This window comes from Paraburkholderia atlantica, from assembly GCF_000092885.1.
Taxonomy (GTDB): Bacteria; Pseudomonadota; Gammaproteobacteria; order Burkholderiales; family Burkholderiaceae; genus Paraburkholderia; species Paraburkholderia atlantica.
The window spans coordinates 79,811-95,304 of sequence record NC_014117.1; the positions used below are offsets into that span (position 1 = coordinate 79,811).

A 15,494-nucleotide genomic window follows, 5' to 3' on the forward strand; every position below is an offset into this window, starting at 1 on the left:
TCGATCACGGAGCGATGCCGTCGCGCTCGAAGTCCTGCGCTGCTCGAAGACAGCGCAGCGGCGAACGCGCAGCCGGTCAGCAGATCAGCGGTCTAGCCACTCAACGCGCAACTGCAACTCACCGGCTCGCAAAAGCAAACGCAAACCACCCGCTGCTGCTCGTCGACAGCCGACGCGGTCGGCGGCTCGCAGGCGTGTGCGCCGCCGGCGCGCGTTTCGCGACCGCGAGGCGCAGCGGTGTCGGTTTGCGCAGCAGCGTACGCAGCGACAGACGGCGTGTGCCGCTCTGTTGGCGTAGCGCCGAGAAGAACGTGTGGAACCAGGTGCGAAAGCCGTCGACGGCTTTCGCGTCACGCCATTGCTCGCCGAGCGCGCGGGTGCGCGCGGCATGGTGACGCAGCGCCCGCATCATATGACGGCGCGCGGGACGCGCCGCTTTCAGCGCGGCGCGGGTAAGACGGGTGCTCAAAAGAGTATGCATGGCTTCACATTTAGGCAATGAACCGCACGTCGGCGCGTGCATCGGATGTGCACGGACAAACAGCACCATATGTGCCAATGACGGGGTTGCGATGAACGGCCTGAAAGCCGGAAATTCGGTGCGGGTCGTGTCGCGGGAAATCACGACGCGAAACACGGCGCGCAGCGCAGCGAAGGTACAACGCGGAGAAACCGACGGCACGAGCCTTGACGGCCTGCGCACAATTGAGAACTGCGTAAGCGGCGATCGACATGCGAGAAGGCTACACGGGAATCGTGACGTCAGAAAGTCGGGTTAGTACCCTGCGAGATCGAATTCCCTCTGGATTGAATCGTCGCCGACACCAATCTGATCTCACTTTTGACGGGCGATTTACGTGCATATTTGCCCAGCAAATGTGCGATGCGGGTGCGTCGCGCGCCTGAAACCGGTGCATTGGCGCGCCGCGAAACAACGCACCCCGATCGCGCCCGTTTTACAATCGAACATCAGTTAGTCGACAGTAACGGAACGCCATGTCACTCCATTCGAAGAAAGAGCAGATTCAAACGTTGCGGGAGCAGGGTTTTGTAGTCGTGCCAGGACTCGTGTCGCCCGAGCGTTGCGACGAGCTGAAGCGGATCGCACAGCGGCAGCTGCAGGAAGCGGCAGCGCCGATCGAATTCGAAGCGGATCTGAAGTATCCGGGCGCGCCGTCATCGAAGGATGCGCCGGGCGGACATACGGTGCGGCGCTTGCTCGATGCATACGGTCGTCACCCCGCATTCGCGCAATGGGCGACCGCGCCCGAAATCCGTGGCTGGATGGAACTGTATTTTGGCGAGGAGCCGCGACTGTCGCGCGCGCATCACAACTGCATGATGACGAAGCACCCCGCGTACGGCAGCCTGACCGGCTGGCATCGCGACGTTCGTTACTGGTCGTTCGAGCGCGACGATCTGGTGTCGGTGTGGCTCGCGGTCGGACCGGAGACCATCGATAACGGCGCGCTGTGGTTCGTGCCGCAATCGCATGGCGCGGCCTTCACGTCCGACCGTTTCGACGAAGCGAAATTTTTCCGCACGGATCTCGCCGAGAACGAGGCCGCGATCCGCACGGCGGTGTCGCCGGAGCTGAAGACCGGCGACGTGGTGTTCTTCCACTGCAACACGCTGCACTCGGCGGGCAAGAATCTCAGCGATCAGGTGAAGTTCTCGCTGGTGTTCACCTATCACGGCGTAAGCAACGTGCCGCTGCCCGGCACGCGCTCGGCTGCGAAGCCCGAGATCGCGTTCTAGTTATTCGGGCGGGCGGGCCTCGCGCGGACGCTCAGCGCTTGCGCCCCGACATCGCGATTCCCGTCAGCCCGGCGAGCGTCGCCACCACGCCCGCGACGATCAGCACGATCGCCTTGTTGCTCGGCGAACCGGTAAAGAAGCGCGACACGTCACTGCTCACCGAATTGAACGCCTGCCCGCCGAAATACAGCAGCACGATACTGCCGACAATCAGCGCGATCGAAATCGCTTTCGTCATCTGCACCTCCCATCAACTTGAACCGGCCAGAGTGTAGGTGAGCCGCGCGTGCTCGTCCATCCCGCATACTGGGTGCCTGCAAGCGCCGCGTCGATTGGCTAACATAGCGGTCTAGCCGCATCACGGCGACACGACAACAACAAATCCCCCGAGCAGCACGCCTCCCGCAACGCGCGAATCCTCACGCCCGCGATTCTCGGGCGATCTCATCGACAAGGACACTAGCAATGGCTTACGAAGCAGCTTCAGAACGCTATTCGGACATGCAATACCGCGTCTGCGGCAAGTCGGGTCTCAAATTGCCGGCGCTGTCGCTCGGCCTGTGGCACAACTTCGGCGACACCACGCCGATCTCGACGCAGCGTGACATCCTGCGCACGGCCTTCGACCTCGGCATCACGCACTTCGACCTGGCGAACAACTACGGCCCGCCGTACGGCAGCGCGGAAACCAATTTCGGGCGTCTGTTCAAGGACGATTTCAAACCGTATCGCGACGAGTTGCTGATTTCGTCGAAGGCCGGTTGGGATATGTGGCCGGGTCCGTACGGCCAGGGCGGCGGCTCGCGCAAGTACGTGCTCGCGAGTCTCGATCAGAGCCTGAAGCGCATGGGCCTCGAATACGTCGACATCTTCTATTCGCATCGCTTCGACGCGCACACGCCGCTCGAAGAAACCGCAGGCGCATTGGCGAGCGCGGTGCAGCAGGGCAAGGCGCTCTACATCGGCATCTCGTCGTACTCGTCGGCGAAGACGCGCGAAATGACGAAGCTGCTCGCCGAATACAAGGTGCCGCTGCTGATCCATCAGCCGTCGTACAACATGCTGAACCGCTGGATCGAACAGGACCTGCTCGATACGCTCGACGAAGTCGGCGCGGGCGCGATCGCGTTCACGCCGCTCGCGCAAGGGCTGTTGACCGGCAAGTACCTGAACGGTGTGCCGGCCGATGCGCGCGTCAACAAGCCGGGCGGCGGTTCGCTGAAAGACGAGCATCTGAGCCCGCAGAACATCGAGCACGTGAGGAAGCTCAACGATATCGCGCAGCGCCGTGGTCAGAGCCTCGCGCAGATGGCGCTCGCGTGGGCGTTGCGCGATCAGCGCGTGACCTCGGTGCTGATCGGCGCGAGCCGCGCGGAGCAGGTGCGCGAGAACGTCGGCGCGCTGAAGAACCTCGCGTTCTCAGCCGACGAGCTCGCCGAAATCGATCGCTATGCGACCGAAGGTGGGATCAATCTGTGGGAAAAGCCGTCGACGGATCAGGCGATCTGATCGCGTGACAAGCCGTCCGCGCAACAGGCGGACGGAACGAAGGGCAAAACGAAGCCGCACGCTCAGCATGCGGCTTTTTCGTTGGTACTTCGCCGCGGCGCTATACGAGCGCCGGCAGACCCTCGACCAGCGCCACCGCGCACATCACACCGATCAGCGCGCCCAGCACGCGCAGCGCGTTGTGACGCAACTCGGTTTTGCAGGGCAGCGCGCCGACGAATAGCGCACCCGCCAACGCCATCGGAATGACCAGGATGAAATCGCCGATCGTAAAGTACGTCATCTTCGTCTCCTCCCATGCGGGATGGTCGCTATGTCGTTCCGGCAGAGGCTGCGGCTTTGAAATCATGCAGTACCAGTGCACTAATCGAGTATAGGAGACTGATGGAGCGGCGCGACGGCGCAAGCGTGCGCGTCGGCGCTTATTCGCAAGCTGCTGAACCCCGGCGCAGCGGGCGTGCCACGATTGGCGCGGCGCAACAAAACCCGCCGGAAAGTACCAAGCGTTCGCTTACGCAAGCCTTTCGTTTTTCCGCCGATCCACGCGGAATGGGTGACTGCGTGCGGCTATTCGCGTCCGCGCAAGTGCCTCGCCGCGATCAAGCCGATAGCGAGCAGCGCACCGACCAGCCCGACGACCCCGTTCCAGCCGTGACTGGCCCACACGTGACCGCCATACGAGCCGACCAGGCTTGAGCCGATGTAGTACGCGAGCAGATATAGCGCCGCGGCCTGGCCTTTTGCATCTTTCGCCAGACGCCCGACCCAGCCGCTCGCGACCGAATGCCCGGCAAAGAACCCGAACGTCGCGCATGCGATGCCGGTTGCGATCGCCGGGAGCGGATGCAGCATCGTCAGCGCGAGGCCGAACACCATCAGCAGCAGGCTCCCGATCAGCACGCGCGCGCGGCCGAACGTATCGGCCATGCGCCCGGACCACGGCGACGCGACCACCCCGACTAGATAGACGATAAAGATCGCGCCGATCTCCGTCTGATTCAGCCGATATGGCGGCGCGAGCAGCCGGTAGCCGATGTAGTTGTACAGCGTGACGAAACTGCCCATCAGCACGAAGCCGAGCAGGAACAGCAGCGGCAGGCCTGGTCGCGTGAACTGCCGCAACAGCAAGGTGCGGTGATGCGCGAAGCCGAGGCCGCGGCGCGGCACGAAATGGCGCGACGGCGGCAGCAATGCGCGGAACGCGAGCATCGACAGCAGGCCGAGCACGCCGATCGTGCCGATTGCGACGCGCCATGAAAACAGATCCGCAACCACGCCGGTGATCACCCGTCCGGCCATGCCGCCGATCGCCGTGCCGCCGACGTACAAACCCATCGCGAGACCGAGGCCATCCGGATGCACTTCCTCCGCCAGATAAGCCATCGCGACGGCCGGCACGCCGCCGAGCGCGAGCCCTTCGAGCGTGCGCAGAATGAGCAACTGATGCCACTGCGGCGCGACCGATACGCCAATCGTCAGCACCGACGACACCGTCAGCGACAGCGTCATCAGCTTGTGCCGGCTCCAACCCTCGGAGACGAAACCGGCGACGAAAATCGCCAGTGCGAGCGCCGCGGTGGATAGCGACAGCGACAGACTGCTTTGCGCCGGTGTCACGTTGAACGCTTCGGAGAACGACGGCAGCAGCGGCTGCACGCAGTAAAGCAGCGAGAACGTCGCATAGCCGGCGAACAGCAGCGCGAGGCTGGCTCGCCAGTACGCGCGCGAACCGCGTTCCAGATAGGGGATGTCCGACACGCTGGTGGTGCGGGTGGAAGCTGCTGAAGCTGCTAGGGGGGAGGGAACGGCAGATGCAGTCCGCTGGGATTGCGGCGGCAGGGTCACAACTGAACTCCTTGGGTCACACGGAAACGCGCAAAAGATGTTAAGGATACGCTGAAAACGCGTTTCGAGCCGGTGGCGTGGGCAACGCGGCGCGCCGCGTCACCCGCAGCATGTCGCGCGCCCGTCTGCCGTCGCTAGCTGTGCGCCCCGGCGTCGCTGGCCGGCGCCGGCGCCTGCGTCGCCCCTGAAGTCGCTGTCGACGGATGTACAAGCGCATCGTCGCCCGGCAGTACCGACGTATCCCAGCCCCCGCCGAGCGCCTTCACGAGCGCGACGCTCGCGGCCATCCGGCGGCGTGCGATCGACACCGCGTTGCGCTCGTTGGTGAGCGTGGTCGTCTGCGCGACGACCACGTCGAGATAGGTAATCGCGCCGTTCCGGTAGCGGTCCGACACGACCGCGAGCGCGCGCTGCGCGGCCGCGACCGCGTCGTCCTGTGCGGCCGCTTCCTGTTCCAGCACGCGCAGCGCGGCCAGATTGTCCTCGACCTGGCCGAACGCGTTCAGCACCGTTTGCCGATATTGCGCGACGCTTTCGTCGTAATGCGCGCGCGCCTGCTCCTTGACGGCCGCGCGTCCGCCGAAGTCGAGCAGCGTGCCGGCGAGCGTCGGCCCGAGCGACCACAGCCGGCTCGGCGCGAGCAGCCACTGGCTGTAGTTGGTCGCTTCGAGTCCGCCCGTCACGGCGAGCACGAGGTTCGGGAAAAACGCCGCGGTGGCCACGCCGATCTGCGCGTTCATCGCGGCGACGTGCCGCTCGGCCGCAGCGATATCGGGACGCCGTTCGAGCAATCCGGACGGCACGCCGGCCGCGGCGATCACCGGCACCGCGACCAGTGGCGCGACCGGCAGCGTGAAGGTCGACGGCGGCTGGCCGATCAGGATCCCGACCGCATGTTCGAGCTGCGCGCGCTGAACGCCGAGGTCGAGCGCCTGCGCCTGGGTCGTCTTCAGCTGGGTTTGCGCCTGCGCGACATCGGCATCGGTCGCGATGCCGCCGGCGTAGCGATGCTGCGTCAGTTCGAGCGCCTCCTGGTAGGCCTTGATCGTGTCGTCGAGTAGTCGGCGCTCCTGATCGAGTCCGCGCAGCTCGAAGTAATCGGTGGCGAGCTCGGCCTGCATCGACAGCAGCGCGGCGTCGAGGTCGGCGGCGCTCGCTTGCGCGCCAGCTTTCGCGCCTTCGACGCTGCGCGACACACGGCCCCACAGGTCGGGTTCCCACGACGCGTCGACCTGCACCAGATAGTCGTTCAGCGCGAGACCGGCGGTCGATTTATGCAGCACATTCTCCGAGGACCGCGTGCGCGAATACTGGACGCCCGCGGTGACTACCGGGAAGAATTGCGAGCGATATTGCGCGACGCTCGCGCGCGCCGCGCGAAAGCGCGCCTCGGCGGCCTGCACGTCCTGGTTCGCGCTCGCGACCTGCGGTTCGAGTGCATCGAGCGATGCGTCGCCGTAGATGCGCCACCACGCGCCTCGCGTGAGCGTGTCGGCCGGTTGCGCGGGCTTCCAGCCGGTGCCTTCGAGTTCGCGCCAGGTCGCGGGTGTGACGGCGGCGGGCTTCACGTAGTCGGGGCCGACGGTGCAGGCGCCGAGCGCGCCGGCGAGAGTCAGCGCGACCGCCGAGGCGCGAATGGAATTGCTCGCCGACCCGCGCGCAAATTCAGCCGATGACGCCAGCGCGCGCCGCATAACCGACATCTTCATGATCACGTTCACGTCCTCGCGCCCGGCCGCGCGCCGCCTTGCGCCGCTGTCGCGCTGGCCGCCGCGCCGGTCGCACCGGCCGCTCCAGCCGCACCTTCCGAAGCCGCACCGTCTTCCGCCTTGCGCGGCACGATCCGCACCGGCGCGCCATCGACGATCGAATCCTGCGGATTCAGGATCACCTGCTCATTGCCCTGCAGACCCGCCACGATCGCGACGCGCGTGCCGAAGTCCGTGCCGAGTGACACCGGCAGCAGCTTCACCTTGTGCTGCGGATCGACGGTCGCGACCTTGACGCCGTCGGGGCGGAACAGCAGCGCGTTGCCCGGCAGCGTGAACGAGGCCGTGCCCGCGCCGAGCGCGAAATGCACCTGTGCGTACGCGCCCGGCAACAGCTCGCCGCTGCGATTGTCGACGTCGACTTCGACGAGCATCGTGCGCTGCTGCGGATCGACCGCGCCCGCGGTGCGCGCGACCGTACCCGGGTAGTGCCGCGACGGCGTCTCGGTCAGCGTCAGAAACGCGCTTTGCTGCGCGCGCACCTGCTGCGCGTACGCTTGCGGCACGTTCACATAGACGCGCAGCCGGTCCGCCTGCGCGACATGAAACAGTTCCTTCGCGGGGCCGCCCGAGCTGCCCGCGTCGATCAGCGCGCCGACGTCGACGTTGCGCGCGGTCACGGTACCGTCGAACGGCGCATAGACCTTCTGGAACGACTGGGTCTTTTCGAGCCGGGCGACGTTGAAACGCGCGGCGTCGAGCGTGGCCTTTTTCGCGAGCATGTCGCCGACTTTTTCGTCGGTCTCCTGCTTCGACACCGACTTGCTCCTGAACATGTCCGTCCAGCGGTCCGCGGTGCTCTTCGCCAGCGCGTAATTCGCTTCGGCGTTCGCGAGATCGGCGCGGGCGGCGCGCAACTGGTCGTCGATTTCGGGCGTGTCGATTTCCGCGAGCAACTGGCCGCTCTTCACGCGCGCGCCGATGTCGGCATACCACTTCTTCAGATAGCCGTTGGTGCGCGCGTAGATCGGCGTGTCGAGGAAGGCCTGCACGTTGCCGGGCAACGTCAGATCGAACCCGGTCGACGACTTTTGCGGCTGCACGACTTCGACGCTCATCTGGCTCGTGTGCTCGGCATCGCGTTCGAGCGCCGCATGCGCATCGTGGCGCGACCAGATGCCTTGCGCGGCGAGCGCGAGCACCGCGACGGCGGCGGCAATCATGATCAGGCGCGTGCGTCGCGCTTTCGCCTGATCATGCGCGGCGTGGCCGCCATCGCCAGAGCCTGAACCCGAGCCGCCGGGACCTTGTGCTTCCATCAAACTTCCCCTTCGAAATTGCATGGGCGGTCGATGCTGCCTCTTGTGTCGTGGCATCGCATGATGCGCGTGCCGGCTGGTACGGTCATCGCGTTCCGGATGTTCATGGCTTTTGCACCACATGTTCCGCGGCGCGCTGATGCCGCGCCGCGAGCCGTCGATAGATCATCGAGAACACGACCGGCACTAAGATCAGCGTGGCCAGCGTGCCGACCGCGAGCCCGCCGATCACCGCGCGCCCGAGCGGCGCATTCTGCTCGCCGCCTTCGCCGAGACCGATCGCCATCGGCACCATGCCGATCACCATCGCGAGCGCGGTCATCAGCACCGGGCGGAAACGCGTGAAGCCTGCTTCGATCGCCGCGCGGGTCGCGTCGCCGTGCAGCAGCAGTTGTTCGCGCGCGAAGCTGATCACCAGAATCGAGTTCGCGGTCGCGATGCCGATACACATGATCGCGCCGGTGAGGGCGGGGATCGACAGCGTGGTGTGGGTGAGGAACAGCATCCACACGATGCCCGCGAGCGCGCCCGGCAGCGCGGTGATGATGATGAACGGATCGAGCCACGACTGGAAATTGACGACGATCAGCAAATACACGAGCAGCACCGCGAACAGCAGACCAGCGAGCAGACCCGAGAACGACTCGTTCATCGTTTGCACCTGGCCGCGCAGTTCGATCGTCGAGCTCTTCGGCAGCTCGGCTTTCGATTCGTCGATGATCTTGCGGATGTCGTCGGACACGCCGCCGAGATCGCGGCCGTCGGCGGTGCCGTAGATGTCGATCGTGGTTTGCGCGTTGTAGTGCGTGAGCACCGCGTTGCTGGCTTCGCGGCGCATCGTCGCGAGCGAGCCGAGAATGTTGTTGTGCCCGTTGGCGTTCAACGGAATGTTCGCGAGCGATTGCAGCGAATCGATCGTGTATTGCGGCGCCTCCGTGATCACGTTGTAGCTGACGCCATTGCGCGGATTGAGCCAGAACGTCGGCGTGGTCTGCTGGCTGCCCGACAGCGTGATCAGCAGATTGCTCGCGATATCGCGCTGCGAAAAGCCCGCTTGCTGCGCGCGCGTGCGATCGACGTCGATGAAGATCCGCGGCAGATCGGCGGGCTGCTGGATGCGCGCATCGACGAGGCCCGGCACCGTGCGCAGACGGTTCAGCAGCTTCGCGGCGAACGCACGATTGGCGGCCACCTCACGGCCGACGATCTGGATATCGATCGCCGACGGCATGCCGAAGTTCAGCGTCTGACTGACTATGTCGGCGGGCAGAAACGCGAACTGCACGCCGGGGAATTCGTCGGTGAGCGTGCGCCGCAATGTGCGCACATAGCCGGCGCTCGGATGATGTTCGGGGTTCAGCGTGATCAGGATGTCCGAGTCAGAGGTGCCGATCGTGCCCGTGTTGCTGTACGACAGGTTGATACCCGACACCGGCAGGCCGATGTTGTCGATGATCGAATGCAGTTCACCGGCCGGAATCAGCTGACGGATGCGCGCATCGACGCGATCGGTCAGCACCGCCGTTTCCTCGACCCGCATGCCGGTTTTCGCGCGCATGTGCAGCGCGATCGTGCCGGCATCGACGGCAGGGAAAAAGTCGCGGCCGATAAACGGCAGCAACAGCAACGACGCGCCACAGCACATGAGAAACAGCGTGACGAACAGGCCCGGCCGCGCGACACGCGCTTCGAGAAACACGCGATAGCGCTCGCGCAAACGCGAGAAACCGCGCTCGAACGCATAGTGCACGCGCATGAACGGATTGCGTGTTTGCGCCGGCGCGTGATGCAGATCAGCGGGCTTGTGGTGATAGCGCAGCAGATATTTCGCGAGCGTCGGCACGAGCGTACGCGAGAAGAAATACGACGCGAGCATCGCGAACACCACCGCTTCGGCGAGCGGAATGAACAGATAGTGCGCGACACCGGTGAGCAGAAACATCGGCACGAACACGATACAGATCGACAACGTCGACACGAGCGTCGGAATCGCGATCTGATGCGCGCCGTCGAGAATCGCCTGTTCGAGCGTCTTGCCCTGTTCGAGCTGATGGCTGATGTTCTCGATCGCGACGGTCGCATCGTCGACGAGAATGCCGACCGCGAGCGCGAGCCCGCCGAGCGTCATGATGTTGATCGTCTGACCGAGCGCGGACAGCGCGATGATCGACGTGATCATCGACAACGGAATCGATACCGCGATGATCAGCGTCGCGCGCCAGTTGCCGAGGAACAGCAGAATCATCAGGCCCGTCAGGCACGCGGCGATCAGCGCCTCACGCAGCACGCCCTCCACCGATGCGCGCACGAACAGCGACTGGTCGGCGACAGGGTCGATATTCAGCGACGGCGGCACCAGATTGCGCAGCGTCGGCATCATCGTCTTGATGCGATCGACGATATCGAGCGTGGACGTATTGCCGCTTTTGTTGATCGTCAGCAGCGCGGCACGCTGGCCGTTCACGCGCACGATGTTGGTCTGCGGCTGGTAGCCGTCGCGCACGTGCGCGACGTCGCGGATATAGATGGTGCCGTTTGCGGTGGTGCGGATCGGAATGTTGTTCAGCCCGGCGAGCGAATCGGGGCTGCCGTTCATTACCACCGAGTATTCGGTCGAGCCGATTTTCGCGGTGCCCGAAGGCAGAATCAGGTTCTGCGCGGAAACCGCGCTGACCACGTCCATCGGCGACAGATTGCGCTCTTGCAGCTTGCGCGAATCGATATCGATCATGATCTGCCGTTGCTTGCCGCCATACGGCAGCGGCGCGGATGCACCCGGCACTGTGGCGAGCTGCGTCTTCAGGAAGTTATTGCCGAAGTCGAACAGTTCCTGCTCGGTCAGCGACGCGGACGACAACGCGAGCCGCAAAATCGGCACCGTCGACGCGTTGTAGCGCAGGATGAACGGCGGCGTGATGCCGGGCGGCAGCGAACGCACTTGCGACTGCGACAGCGCGGTGACCTGCGCGAGCGCTTCGTCGATATTCGCTCCCGGCTGGAAAAAGATCTTGATGACCGTGATGCCGTTCAGCGACGTCGATTCCGTGTGTTCGATGTCGTTGACCGCCACCGACAAGCCGCGCTCGTAGTTCAGCGCGATGCGCCGCTCCATTTCGTCGGCGGGCAGGCCGTTGTACGACCAGATCACCGACAGCACCGGAATATCGATGTTCGGAAAGATGTCGGTGGGCGTGCGCAGAATCGTCAACGGTCCGACGATCAGCAACAACAACGCCAGCACGACGAACGTATAGGGGCGCCGTAGCGCGAGACGAACGATCCACATGACTAGCGCAGACTAATGAAATCAGCGGCGGCCGCGCCGCGCGGATCGGAAACGGAGGCGCGCCCGTCGGCGCGAAGGCAGGTGCGAAGCTGCGCGTTACCCGCATCTTGCAGATCGTTCTGGCAATGCACGTTTTTGATGTCTCCCCCCGCAGGGTTTATGATGGTCTTCATTACGACGTCTGAAGACGAGATCATCGGCCGTGCGCAGCGTAATGGGAATAGGGCGAAACGACTGGTAAAAGCCTTCTATTCGCCTTCCCAAAGCCCCGCAAAGCGGGAACAATGACTCGAACCTCTCACGCGCCACGCGCGCGACAGATTAAGTGCGCACGCAACGTCCAATGCGAAGCGGCGTTTTTATCATCACCTCGACCGGCGTGAAATCATAAAGCCGGCTAAGGGAAGCGGGGAATTATCATGCAAGTCGGTTCCATTGTCCGATCGGTACATATCGCCGTGCCGCAAGGCGCGCGCGGAATCGTCATGCGCATTCTTGGCGACATGGCGATGGTGGCGTGGTACGCCGGCGAACCCGGCGCATCGCGGCAGCTCAATACCGAACCCTTTTTCCTCGAAGATCTGATCGATACCGGCGACCTGATACGTCCGGCCGGCGCGCAGACGCATTGAACGAGAGGCTTACCTGTTGCTCATTGCCGCTGTGTGACACGCAGGAACGGGTTGTAGTGATGTTGTAAGGTGAGATCGGCTCGCCAGCATCGCTGCGGGTCGATGCGCGCGTCGATCCACGGCGCGCCGCAATCAGCCCATATTTCTAGCGTTGTTACGCACGCATGGCGACTCGTCGCTCTCGTCTTTACCCGCGGCGCGGCGCACAATGCGGGGCATGAACGACACCATTCCCGATAATTCCCATCCCCAGGCCGGCGCCGATGGCGCCGTGCCGTTCGCGCGGCTCACGCCGGAAACCGTGCTGGACGCGATCGACGGCGTGCTCGCAACGTCCGGCGTGCGGACCGACGGCCGTCTGCTGCCGCTCAACAGCTATGAAAATCGCGTGTATCAGGTCGGCGTCGAAGACGGCCCGCCCGTGGTCGCGAAGTTCTATCGTCCCGAGCGTTGGAGCGACGCGGCGATTCTCGAAGAGCACGCGTTCGTCGCCGAACTCGCCGCGCGCGAGATTCCGGCCGTGCCTGCGCGCATGCTCGATGGCCACACACTGCATAGCTTCGACGGTTTCCGCTTCTCGGTCTTCGAGCGACGCGGAGGTCGCGCGCCGGATCTCGACCGGCGCGACACGCTCGAATGGCTCGGACGTTTCATCGGACGCATTCATGCGATCGGGCAGACCCAGGACTACGCGGAACGTCCCGCGCTGAACATCGACACGTTCGGCTATGAGCCGCGCGACTTCCTGCTCGCGCATCGTTTCGTGCCCGACGACCTGCGCACCGCGTGGGAAACCGTCGTGAATCTCGCGCTCGAAGGCGTCGCGCGTGCGTTCGAACGGGCTGGCGAGATTCGCACCTTGCGTCTGCACGGCGACTGTCACCCGAGCAACGTGCTGTGGACCGATGCGGGCCCGCATTTCGTCGATTTCGACGACAGCCGCATGGGTCCCGCGATTCAGGACCTGTGGCTGCTGTTGCCGGGTGAACGCGCGGAGGCGTCGCGCGCGCTCTCCGATCTGCTCGCCGGCTACGAGGATTTCTGCGAGTTCGAGCCGCGCGAACTGTATCTGATCGAAGCGCTGCGCACGTTGCGGCTGATTCACTATCAGGCGTGGCTCGCGCGCCGCTGGAACGATCCGGCGTTTCCGGCCGCGTTTCCGTGGTTCAACACACAGCGCTACTGGGAAGATCGCATCCTCGAGATGCGCGAGCAGATCGGCGCGATGCAGGAAGGCCCGTTGTGGCCTGTTTGACGCGTTGACGTGTTGACAGTCACGGCGCCTGCGACGCCACATTCGACGACTCCACCAACGTCGATCTGACGATCACCTGCGCGCGCACGTCCCGCCCGATCGCTTCGATCGCGGGACGCATGCGCGTGAAATCATCGGGCGTGCAGACGTCGCTGTCGAAATGGGTGGCGCCGTCGCGCGTCATCGTGACCACGTTGCTGAGCGGATCGAATGCGTACTCCGACGTGTAATCGACGAAGCGGTCCTGCGTGCGTTGCGCCTCCGGCATGTCGAGCACGCGAAAGTTGGCCGGCAGTTCGATGCGCGCGCGCTCGTGGATCGCGAGGTTGTGGCATACGAACGGCTGCGTGCGCTTGCGTTCGCCGAGCCAGTAGCGCGTATCGGCTTCGACGCCGCCACCGAGGCTCGTCAAGGCCGGGATCGATGCGGTCATGCCGGTTACCACGAGACTTTCGAGCGTGCCTTTCATCGTCAGCGTGAGCGGGCCGTCGGCCGCGCTGAGGTCGCTCGTCGTCAGCGTCGCGGTGCCGCGCAGATTCACATTGCGCAACTCGGCCTGAATCGATTCCTCGCGTTGCGCGGGCGACTGCGTGCGCAGCCGCGCGCGGGCCTGCTCGGCGTACGGTCCGGCATCCTGCAGCCGATACGTGAAGCTCGCCGAGCCATCCGGCTCGATCTTGATCGCGAGATCGGTGCTGCGCGACATCTGCGCGGTGGCCGGTGTTTGCGCGAGCACGCCGTCGTCGATCAATACGGTAGGACGGTCCATGTCGGATGAAGGCAGAAAACCGAATTCGACGTTCGACGCAGTCGAGTCTGCGTACATCTGCAAGTCGGGCAGCCACGTGATCGCGTGATTGATGACGCCATAGCCCGGCACGCTCGGCAGCGTGTAGATCGTGCCGCTGCTGATCAGCGCCGGCTCGTTGCGCACGCTGACCGCGTCGAGCAGCGCGCCGTAGAGCGCGACGTGGTCCTTGCAATCGCCATAGCGGTTCGCGAGGATCGCGCTCGCGCTGTGCGGCACGACGGAGCCGCGCCCGACGTAGATCGCGACATAGCGGATATTGCGGCGAACCCAGTCGTACAGCGTTTTGGCTTTGTCGTGCGCGGTGTGGTCGTGCGCGGTCAGTTGCTGCGCGAGCTGGGTGATCGCGCCGTCGTGCGTGCCCGGGTCGGCTGCGGAGCCGCGATAGGACGCGGCGAACGCGGCATAGCTCGGAAAGGTCGACACCATCAGCCGATCCCCGTACGACACGTACGCGACCGAGCCGCGTTCCAGCCGGTCGAAATGTGCCTTGTCGTAGCGGAATTCGTAGCGCGTGCGGCCGTCGCGCGTGATGGGCGTCACCGCGCTGAAGCCGCGCGCGTCCGCGTACAGCGGCTTGTCGGCGGGCAGGTCGTAGATCAGGCGGAAGTTGCGGGTCGGTGCGAGATCGGGCGGCGTGAAGTCGCTGAATTCCCCAGGCACGATCGGCTGACGCTGCGTCTTGCGGTACGTCAGGTGCACGCGCGCGCCGGGTTCGACCGCGGGGAACACGATCACCTTTTCCTGAATGTCCTGGAACATCGGCGCGTCGAACGAGCGGACTTCCTGCACGTCGCGGATCTGCTCGGGCGCTACGTCGTGACGCTTACCGTCGGTGGTGACCGTGTAGGCCTCGAGAATCTGCACGTCGGCCATGTTGCGGTTGAACCAGACGTATTGCTGCGCGACCCGCTCGACGCCGGCTTCGTTGTTCACGTGCAGCGTCATCGAATCGAGCTTCGCATACGAGCCGTCAGCGTTGATGGTGAAGGTCTGCGTCTCGCCTTCGTTGGTGTAGGGGTCGTCCAGTTTGACCGGCACGCTCGCGCTCGCGGCATGAATGCCGGCCAGCCAGCCGGCGGAGGCAAGGACCACGAGGCAGAGTCGCATGACGGCAGGTATCCGGACGACGACGTTGACGGCATCGCCAGCTAGCGTCGTTTCGCGCCGCGCGGATGTCAAGCGGCTGGCGCGCATCTGGAAGCGATTCGAAGATTGCCCGGCGGGTATGCGCCGCGCGCCCACAGCGTCCCGACATTGAGCAAAACACTTAACTGTGTAATGATAACGTTTCTCAATTGAAAGACATCGCAAGCTTTTCGTCACACTTCTCCTCCTCTGTGACTGCCAGCCTTTCACGCGGATCGCCCTGA

The 15,494-nt window shown here is 64.5% G+C and carries 13 protein-coding genes; 4 read left to right on the forward strand and 9 right to left on the reverse strand.

The annotated features are described in order from the left end of the window. Window positions 1-118: 118 nt before the first annotated feature. Window positions 119-481 (reverse strand): hypothetical protein, encoded by a 363-nt coding sequence (locus tag BC1002_RS00355; RefSeq protein ID WP_013088086.1) that lies wholly within the window; start codon window positions 479-481, stop codon window positions 119-121. A gap of 515 nt (window positions 482-996) precedes the next feature. Here BC1002_RS00355 and BC1002_RS00360 point away from each other — a divergent pair. Beyond that, window positions 997-1,758, forward strand: a complete 762-nt coding sequence (locus tag BC1002_RS00360; RefSeq protein WP_013088087.1) for a phytanoyl-CoA dioxygenase family protein — start codon at window positions 997-999, stop codon at window positions 1,756-1,758. A 31-nt stretch (window positions 1,759-1,789) separates the two neighbouring features. On the opposite strand, the gene BC1002_RS00365 is transcribed toward BC1002_RS00360, so the two are convergent. Further along, window positions 1,790-1,996: a DUF3185 family protein gene (locus BC1002_RS00365; protein ID WP_013088088.1), complete on the reverse strand. Its 207-nt coding sequence runs from the start codon at window positions 1,994-1,996 to the stop codon at window positions 1,790-1,792. Between the two features lie 227 nt (window positions 1,997-2,223). On the opposite strand from BC1002_RS00365, the gene mgrA reads away from it, so the two are divergent. Further along, on the forward strand, window positions 2,224-3,267 hold the full coding sequence (gene mgrA, locus BC1002_RS00370; protein WP_013088089.1) for an L-glyceraldehyde 3-phosphate reductase: 1,044 nt from the start codon (window positions 2,224-2,226) through the stop codon (window positions 3,265-3,267). A 100-nt stretch (window positions 3,268-3,367) separates the two neighbouring features. On the opposite strand, the gene BC1002_RS00375 is transcribed toward mgrA, so the two are convergent. From BC1002_RS00375 to BC1002_RS00400, 6 genes are all read right to left on the reverse strand, one after another. Further along, a complete protein-coding gene (locus tag BC1002_RS00375) occupies window positions 3,368-3,550 on the reverse strand; it encodes a hypothetical protein (protein ID WP_008923386.1) in 183 nt (60 codons plus the stop codon). Between the two features lie 284 nt (window positions 3,551-3,834). Continuing rightward, window positions 3,835-5,112: an MFS transporter gene (locus tag BC1002_RS00380; RefSeq protein ID WP_013088091.1), complete on the reverse strand. Its 1,278-nt coding sequence runs from the start codon at window positions 5,110-5,112 to the stop codon at window positions 3,835-3,837. A gap of 134 nt (window positions 5,113-5,246) precedes the next feature. Further along, entirely contained in the window at window positions 5,247-6,821 is a 1,575-nt protein-coding gene (locus BC1002_RS00385; protein WP_420798739.1) for an efflux transporter outer membrane subunit, read from the reverse strand. 8 nt (window positions 6,822-6,829) lie between these two features. After that, window positions 6,830-8,140, reverse strand: a complete 1,311-nt coding sequence (locus BC1002_RS00390) for an efflux RND transporter periplasmic adaptor subunit (RefSeq protein WP_013088093.1) — start codon at window positions 8,138-8,140, stop codon at window positions 6,830-6,832. 103 nt (window positions 8,141-8,243) lie between these two features. Further along, a complete protein-coding gene (locus BC1002_RS00395) occupies window positions 8,244-11,426 on the reverse strand; it encodes an efflux RND transporter permease subunit (RefSeq protein ID WP_013088094.1) in 3,183 nt (1,060 codons plus the stop codon). A 2-nt stretch (window positions 11,427-11,428) separates the two neighbouring features. Continuing rightward, on the reverse strand, window positions 11,429-11,599 hold the full coding sequence (locus tag BC1002_RS00400; protein ID WP_157874628.1) for a hypothetical protein: 171 nt from the start codon (window positions 11,597-11,599) through the stop codon (window positions 11,429-11,431). Window positions 11,600-11,845: 246 nt separating this feature from the next. Between BC1002_RS00400 and BC1002_RS00405 the strand changes: the two genes are divergently transcribed. Both BC1002_RS00405 and BC1002_RS00410 read left to right on the forward strand, forming a co-directional pair. After that, a complete protein-coding gene (locus tag BC1002_RS00405; protein WP_013088095.1) occupies window positions 11,846-12,058 on the forward strand; it encodes a hypothetical protein in 213 nt (70 codons plus the stop codon). A 217-nt stretch (window positions 12,059-12,275) separates the two neighbouring features. Beyond that, window positions 12,276-13,313 carry a serine/threonine protein kinase gene (locus BC1002_RS00410; RefSeq protein ID WP_041734241.1) on the forward strand — a complete coding sequence of 346 codons (1,038 nt, stop codon included), beginning with the start codon at window positions 12,276-12,278 and terminating at the stop codon, window positions 13,311-13,313. 19 nt (window positions 13,314-13,332) lie between these two features. On the opposite strand, the gene BC1002_RS00415 is transcribed toward BC1002_RS00410, so the two are convergent. Continuing rightward, a complete protein-coding gene (locus BC1002_RS00415; RefSeq protein WP_013088097.1) occupies window positions 13,333-15,231 on the reverse strand; it encodes a DUF3857 domain-containing transglutaminase family protein in 1,899 nt (632 codons plus the stop codon). Between the last annotated feature and the right edge of the window lie 263 nt (window positions 15,232-15,494).

What these genes read in the sequence shown, in the direction of transcription:
- BC1002_RS00355 (WP_013088086.1), bottom strand. Translation starts at nt 481, where the DNA reads ATGCATACTCTTTTGAGCACCCGTCTTACCCGCGCCGCGCTGAAAGCG.
- BC1002_RS00360 (WP_013088087.1), top strand. Translation starts at nt 997, where the DNA reads ATGTCACTCCATTCGAAGAAAGAGCAGATTCAAACGTTGCGGGAGCAG.
- BC1002_RS00365 (WP_013088088.1), bottom strand. Translation starts at nt 1,996, where the DNA reads ATGACGAAAGCGATTTCGATCGCGCTGATTGTCGGCAGTATCGTGCTG.
- mgrA (WP_013088089.1), top strand. Translation starts at nt 2,224, where the DNA reads ATGGCTTACGAAGCAGCTTCAGAACGCTATTCGGACATGCAATACCGC.
- BC1002_RS00375 (WP_008923386.1), bottom strand. Translation starts at nt 3,550, where the DNA reads ATGACGTACTTTACGATCGGCGATTTCATCCTGGTCATTCCGATGGCG.
- BC1002_RS00385 (WP_420798739.1), bottom strand. Translation starts at nt 6,821, where the DNA reads ATGAAGATGTCGGTTATGCGGCGCGCGCTGGCGTCATCGGCTGAATTT.
- BC1002_RS00390 (WP_013088093.1), bottom strand. Translation starts at nt 8,140, where the DNA reads ATGGAAGCACAAGGTCCCGGCGGCTCGGGTTCAGGCTCTGGCGATGGC.
- BC1002_RS00395 (WP_013088094.1), bottom strand. Translation starts at nt 11,426, where the DNA reads ATGTGGATCGTTCGTCTCGCGCTACGGCGCCCCTATACGTTCGTCGTG.
- BC1002_RS00400 (WP_157874628.1), bottom strand. Translation starts at nt 11,599, where the DNA reads ATGAAGACCATCATAAACCCTGCGGGGGGAGACATCAAAAACGTGCAT.
- BC1002_RS00405 (WP_013088095.1), top strand. Translation starts at nt 11,846, where the DNA reads ATGCAAGTCGGTTCCATTGTCCGATCGGTACATATCGCCGTGCCGCAA.
- BC1002_RS00410 (WP_041734241.1), top strand. Translation starts at nt 12,276, where the DNA reads ATGAACGACACCATTCCCGATAATTCCCATCCCCAGGCCGGCGCCGAT.
- BC1002_RS00415 (WP_013088097.1), bottom strand. Translation starts at nt 15,231, where the DNA reads ATGCGACTCTGCCTCGTGGTCCTTGCCTCCGCCGGCTGGCTGGCCGGC.